The 4426-nt window shown below is 57.7% G+C and carries 4 protein-coding genes; 3 read left to right on the forward strand and 1 reads right to left on the reverse strand.

The features are described from left to right. The coding region (locus AC2FNC_RS20155; protein ID WP_496716471.1) for an enoyl-CoA hydratase-related protein at positions 1-568 on the reverse strand (568 nt) is incomplete at its 3' end. A 103-nt stretch (positions 569-671) separates the two neighbouring features. Between AC2FNC_RS20155 and AC2FNC_RS20160 the strand changes: the two genes are divergently transcribed. From AC2FNC_RS20160 to AC2FNC_RS20170, 3 genes are all read left to right on the forward strand, one after another. Continuing rightward, on the forward strand, positions 672-2705 hold the full coding sequence (locus AC2FNC_RS20160) for an FAD-dependent oxidoreductase (RefSeq protein ID WP_480625360.1): 2034 nt from the start codon (positions 672-674) through the stop codon (positions 2703-2705). A 70-nt stretch (positions 2706-2775) separates the two neighbouring features. Beyond that, on the forward strand, positions 2776-3795 hold the full coding sequence (locus AC2FNC_RS20165; RefSeq protein ID WP_480476975.1) for a TRAP transporter substrate-binding protein: 1020 nt from the start codon (positions 2776-2778) through the stop codon (positions 3793-3795). A gap of 57 nt (positions 3796-3852) precedes the next feature. Beyond that, positions 3853-4359: a TRAP transporter small permease gene (locus AC2FNC_RS20170; RefSeq protein ID WP_480521232.1), complete on the forward strand. Its 507-nt coding sequence runs from the start codon at positions 3853-3855 to the stop codon at positions 4357-4359. Positions 4360-4426 lie beyond the last annotated feature (67 nt).

The following is a 4426-nucleotide window of genomic DNA, read 5'->3' on the forward strand; positions in this document are numbered from 1 at the left end:
TCAGCTGATCATCGGGCAACGCCTTCCAGATCAGCCCCCATTCTTCGGCCTGTTTGGCGGTTAGGGGCATTGCTGTCAGGGCCAGCCCCTTAGCGCGCGCTTCGCCCAACAATCGGGGCAGGTGCCAGCTGCCGCCTGTGTCCGGAATCAGCCCGACCTTGGAAAAGCTTTGAATGAACTTTGCGCTTTCCCCGGCCAGAACCATGTCGCAGGCCAGTGCAAGGTTCGCGCCTGCACCCGCGGCCACGCCGTTTACGGCACAAATTACCGGGAAATCCAAAGACCGGATCAGTCGAACCAAAGGGGCATAGAAAGTGCGTACAGTTTTGCCCAGATCAGGCGGGCCATCCATTTTCGAGGGATCGCGGTCTCCAAGGTCCTGACCCGCACAAAAACCGCGCCCTGCGCCGGTCAGCAAAATCGCGCGGGAACCATTTTCGCGCGCGCTCTTCAGCGCGTCCTGAAGGGCAAGATGCATCTCCTCATTGAACGAGTTCAGCTTGTCGGGGCGGTTCAGGGTTATTTCTACCCAGTTTCCGTGATCATGTACAAGGATCGTATCGCTCATGGCAGTCTCATCTGTTCCCGTGACAACTTAATCATTGCATTAACCGAACGGTTGGTCAATATATAAACCCGAACCGAATCTGGACTGATCAAAGGGATTGCCAATGTCGCAGCCGTCGCTGGTGAGTGTTGACTTTAAGGGCGACGTGGCCTGGGTCACAGTCGACAACCCGCCGGTGAACGCAACCTCGACGGGCGTTCGGCAGGGTCTGGCCGCCGCGGTCGATGCAGTTCAGAAAGCTCGGGTTGCCGTCCTGTGCTGCGCCGGTCGGACATTTATCGCGGGCGGTGACATGTCCGAGTTTGATGCGGCTCCGGTTGAGCCGCATTTGCCTGATGTTGTTCAGAAAATCGAAGACAGTAATGTGCCGTTTATCGCCTGTATGCACGGCAACGTGTTAGGTGGCGGGTTTGAAATTGCCATGGCCTGCGCGTGGCGGATCGCAGCGCCGGGCACCAGCTTTGGGTTGCCGGAAGTCAATGTGGGCCTCATCCCGGGGGCAGGGGGCACGCAGCGATTGCCGCGCCTTGTTGGAATGGAAGCAGCGATCGACATCGCCTGTTCGGGAAAAACCCTGAAAGCCGAGGAAATGGCCAATCTCGGCGGAATTGACCTGATTGCCGATAACCCAACGGCAGCTGTTCTGGACTTTGTCGCCAACCTGCCAAAGCGCCCGGCACCTGTCAGTCAAAGGCCCGTCGGCGAATTCGCGTCTGACCTTCTGGAGACGAGCCGTCAGGCTTTGATAAAACGCGCCAGGGGTCAGCAATCACCGCTGGAAAACCTGACCGCGCTCAGCTGGTCGTCCGAACCCTTTGCTGCCGCACAGCCGAAAGAGCGTGCGCGCCATCTGGCTCTGCGTCAAAACTCTGAAAGCCGCGCCTTGCGGTACGCCTTTTTTGCCGAGCGCAAGGTGGCCAGACCTTCCATGATTGCCGGAGTTACTCCGCGCGATATCAGCCGGATCGCAGTTGTCGGTGGCGGGTTGATGGGCGCAGGGATCGCCACCGCTGCCCTGAGTGGCGGGCTGTCTGTTACTTTGATTGAAAGAGATTTGGATGCAGCTGCCGCCGCCCGTAGCCGGGTTGAGGGGCTGCTACAGAGGGCGGTCAAGCGGGGTAAGATGTCCGAAGCACAGCTGCGGGAACGCCTTGCTGCGTTTCGAGCTGTGGACAGCTACTCCGAAGCTGCGAACGCTCAGCTGGCGATCGAGGCTGTGTTTGAAGACTTGTCAGTCAAGCAACAGGTTTTTGCAGAATTGGCCCGCCATATGCAGCGTGACGCGATTCTGGCCACGAACACGTCTTACCTGAGCCCAGTCGATATCTTCGCGGGTATCGAAAATCAATCGCGGTGTATTGGCCTGCATTTCTTCAGCCCTGCCCATGTTATGAAGCTGTTGGAAGTCGTGCATACGCCGCAAACTTCGCCCGAAGTTGTCGCCACCGGGTTTGCGCTTGGAAAAAGGCTTCGCAAGGTTTCTGTGCTGTCGGGCATCTGTGATGGTTTTATTGGCAACCGGATGTTGGCTGCGTATCGGCGCGAGGCCGATTATTTGCTGGCGGATGGGGCGTTGCCTTATCAGGTGGACCAGGCAATGCGAGCTTTCGGGATGCCCATGGGGCCTTACGAGTTGCAAGATCTGACCGGCCTCCAAATCGCCTGGGCCAACCGAAAACGTAATGCAGCAACCCGCGACCCGAACGAACGTTATGTGACGATTGCTGACCAGCTTTGCGAGATGGGTCGTCTTGGCCAGCGCACGGGCAAAGGATGGTATCGCTATGAAGACGGTACTCGCGAACCGATCCGTGATCCCGAAGTGGACGCGTTGATCGAGTCCTACTCGGCTGATCAGGGCATAACGCGGCGGGCATACGCACAGGACGAAATCGTGTCGCGCATTTTGGCGGTGTTGGACAATGAGGGCGCGTTGATCATTCAGCAGGGGATCGCCGAGTCCGCGGAAGCCGTCGATATGGTTCAAATTCACGGCTACGGCTTTCCGCGCTGGCGCGGCGGTCCGATGAACTACTGCAAGGAAATCGGTGCCAGCACGACGCAGGCAATGATGGAAACCGTAGCCAAGGAAAGCCCCGGTTCATGGCGCGTCGCGGGCTGTCTTGGAGACAATTAACAAGTTGATGGTTACAAAAGTGACCATTAACGCATTCTTGACTCATGTTTCACAGGGAGGAGACAGAACTATGAAATTCACAAGGTTGAGCACACTTCTTGCCTCAGCTGCATTGGCCGTTTCAGGTACAGTGGCGCTTGCGGCAGACTATACGCTGACCATCTCCAGCTGGGCCCCACCGACCCATGGCATCAATGCCAAGATGTGGCCGAAATTCGTCGAGATGATCGAAGAGGCCACCGATGGTCAGGTCACCGCCGAGCTGAAGCTGGGCCTTGCCCCGCCCCCCGCGCAGATGGACTTGATCATGGATGGCGCTGCCGATGCCTCGATCATATTCCACGGCTATCAGCCGGGTCGGTTTGTCACCACCAAGATGATCGAACTTCCCGGATACGAAGGCTCGGCCGAGGCTGCGTCGGTTGCGTATTGGCGGGCATATGACGCGCATTTGAAGGCAGCGGATGAACACCGTGGTGTGAAAGTGATCGCTTTGCACACACATGGTCCGGCTCAGCTGCATTCCAGCAACCCGGTAACAACACTGGACGAAGTCTCGGGCCTCAAGGTTCGCATCCCCGGCGGTGTTGGTGGTGACGTGGGCACGGCGCTGGGTGCAACCGGTATCCAGGTTCCAGCACCGAAAGTGTATGAAACCTTGGCTTCCAAAGCCGCAGATGGCGTCGTCATGCCCTTTGAATCCCGCAAAGGTTTCAAGCTGACGGAAGTGGCCCAGAACGTCTATGAGGTCCCTGGCGGCCTGTATCGCGGTTCGTTTGCCTTTATTATGAACGAAGACACCTTTGCTGATCTGCCCGCCGATCTGCAGGCAGCGCTGGAAGAAAACGTTTTCGGGGAACCGCTGAGCCGCGAAATTGGCAAGATCTGGGATGAGATCGATGCGATCGGCCGGGAAGAGACCGAAGGCACCGAAGGTAACGCAATCCATGCCGCATCCGCTGAAGATCTGGAAAAGTTCAATGCGATTGCCGCGGATGTACGCGCCAAGGTTATCGACGAAGTCAGTGGCACAGGCATCGACGCCCAGGCAGCCTACGACATGATCGTAAATGAAATGGCTGCGCAATAACGCAGTCGGGCTGGCGGACGCGATCCGCCAGCCGATTTCACCCGCTGGGGACCCGTTATGCAATCTCTCGTGACCTTTGCGCGTCGCGTCAGTATCGTGCCAACGCTGCTGGCCTGTGCCGCGCTATTCATCCTGATGGTGATGACATTCTTTGATGTCATCCTGCGCTCTGTCTTCAACGCCCCGATCGAGGCGGCGACAGAGCTGACCCGGATCCTGATGGCCATCCTCGTGTTCTCGGTCTTGCCGATGATCTCAGCAGGGAAGGGCCAAATCGCTGTGGACTTGACGGATGGGCTGTTTTCTCGCCTGCGGTTAAGCCGGGTGCGCGATGGGATCGTGTATCTGGTGTCCGGCGTCATGTTGATCTGGCCGATCCAACGTGTCTGGCTACTTGCCGAGCGCGCGCGGGATTACGGGGACGTCACGGAATACCTTTCGATCCCTGTCTTCTATGTAGGCTGGTTCATCTCGGGGTTCATAGCGATCACCGCTGTTGCAATGGTCATCACCGGCTTTTTGCACTTTCTTGCCCCCCATACCTTGTCGGAGCACCACCAATGACCGCTGCCCTGATCGGTTTTGTTCTTGTTCTTGTTCTTGTGCTGGTGCGCTTACCTATCGTGTTTGC

The sequence above is a fragment of the Ruegeria sp. BHSA123 genome (assembly GCF_059613425.1).